The organism is Dyadobacter sp. HNCC25DJ185 (assembly GCF_056895195.1).
Genome location: NZ_JBXHAR010000028.1, coordinates 1 through 2,012, shown reverse-complemented (window position 1 = coordinate 2,012; position 2,012 = coordinate 1). Strand labels below are relative to the sequence as shown.

Here is a 2,012-nt window from a genome sequence, read left to right as displayed (position 1 = left end):
GCCCGGAACGACAGGCCGCTCATGGACCCACTGCCCGATATATGCGTCGAGGCCGGAACACTCATCAACCAGCAGGTCAAGGCCACGGACAAAAACGGCGACAAGCTCACCCTTACTTCCACAGGCGGCGTATACCAAAGTACTTTGGTATCACCAGCCCTGGCTACATTCAATGTCGCCCAGCAAGGCTCGCAGGGAACGGTCCTGGGACAGTTCATCTGGCAGACGTCCTGTAACCACATCCGCCAGGAACCTTACGATGTACTCTTCAAAGTAGAGGATGCCCCGGGGCCTGGAGTCCAAAACCCCTCCCTGTTCAGGAAACTCGTCGATATGACCACCCTCAGCATCCGTGTATATGGCCCGCAGCCACTCGGGCTCAGGGCAGTGGCCGCTACTGACCCTGCTGGCGTAGCCTACAGGCTCACCTGGGATGCCTATAAATGCCAGGTCGCTGGCGCAAAAATCGTCGTATACAGAAAAGAAGGGTGTACAGATATAACCATTGATGTATGCGATACAGGACTGCCCGCAGGGTCTGGCTATGAGGAAGTCGGCAGGGTCAATGTAGACCAGACCACTTACCTGGACAATAACAATGGCGCCGGCCTGCGCCCTGGTGTTTCATATAGCTACCGCCTGGTCGTCGAATTCCCCAGACCAGGCACCAACATCAATGAGCCGGGGAGCCTGATCGGGGGAGGAGAAAGTTTGGCCTCCGAAGAGTTTTGTTTGAAGTTGCCCATGCTCATGCCCGTTATTACAAATGTGACTGTCGATTCCACAGACAATGCAAAAGGGGTCATCACAGTACGCTGGACAAAACCCGCAGCACCCTCAGGCCTGCCCGCACAATACCGCCTCTTCAGGGCAGTAGGACAGAATGGTACCGCATTCACACAGATCGCAACCATCAACACCAACCTGGAAGCGGGCGTTGCCGATACCTTCTTTGTAGACCGCAACCTCAACACATTGGTCTACCCATATAACTATAAGCTCGAATACTGGTACACACAAGGAGGCCAGCTTCTCAAACTCGACGAGACCAAAACAGCAAGCAGCGTCAGGCTCGAACAGGGAGCTGCCCAGCCAGGGAGCGTCAGGGTCAACTGGTCGGCTTTGGTCCCATGGGACAATACCAACCGCACTCACAGGGTATACAGGGAGGACAAAACAAAACCCGGGACTTTCAACCGCATTGCCGAGGTCACTGTCCAGGGGCCACAGACTTTTACTTTTACCGATGACGGTACCGACAGGTATGCTGCCGACGGCACGCTCAACATCACCATCGTAGATGATTCAACCTATTGCTACAAGGTCGAAACCGTGGGTTCCTATAACAACAGCCAGATCAGGCCTGCCGTGCTCTATAATTTCTCACAGATACTCTGCGTCTCGTCTTCAGACACTACAAAGCCATGCCCGCCTGTGCTTACTTTGGACCCCTTGAACTGTGATTCACTACGTGCGCACCCCGATGCATTCTGCGACCTGCTTGGGTTTACCAACCACCTCTCCTGGAATTACCCCCAGTCGGTAGGAGGAAAAGATTGTGACCCCAATGTATCGGCATATAAAATATATTATGCCCGGTATGAAGATGACACACCAGGCCTGATTGCCACTGTCACCATACCACCAGCACCCCTGGCAACCACCTATGACCATCAGGGCCTTACCTCTTTTGCAGGATGTTACTATGTAACGGCTGTCAACCGCTTCGGGGCCGAAAGCGCCCCCAGCAACACCGTATGCAAGGACAACTGCCCGATGTACGTGCTGCCCAATGTATTTACCCCAAACGGGGATTTGAAAAACGACGTATTCCAGCCCTACGAATGCCCCGCTTTTGTACAGTCGCTCGAATTCAAAGCTTTCAACCGCTGGGGGGCCCAGGTATTCTCTACCAAAGATGTCAACATCAATTGGAACGGAAAAACGAATGGCGGCAAAGAGCTCGCGGCAGGCCAGTACTATTACGAGCTGACCATCTATTTTGAATCATC

Annotated in this window: 1 protein-coding gene; it reads left to right on the top strand. The window is 53.5% G+C overall.

Annotated elements, in window-relative coordinates:
- A partial coding sequence (locus AC1XUF_RS32020) for a T9SS type B sorting domain-containing protein (protein WP_483345961.1) occupies positions 1 to 2,012 on the top strand: 2,012 nt, incomplete at both ends.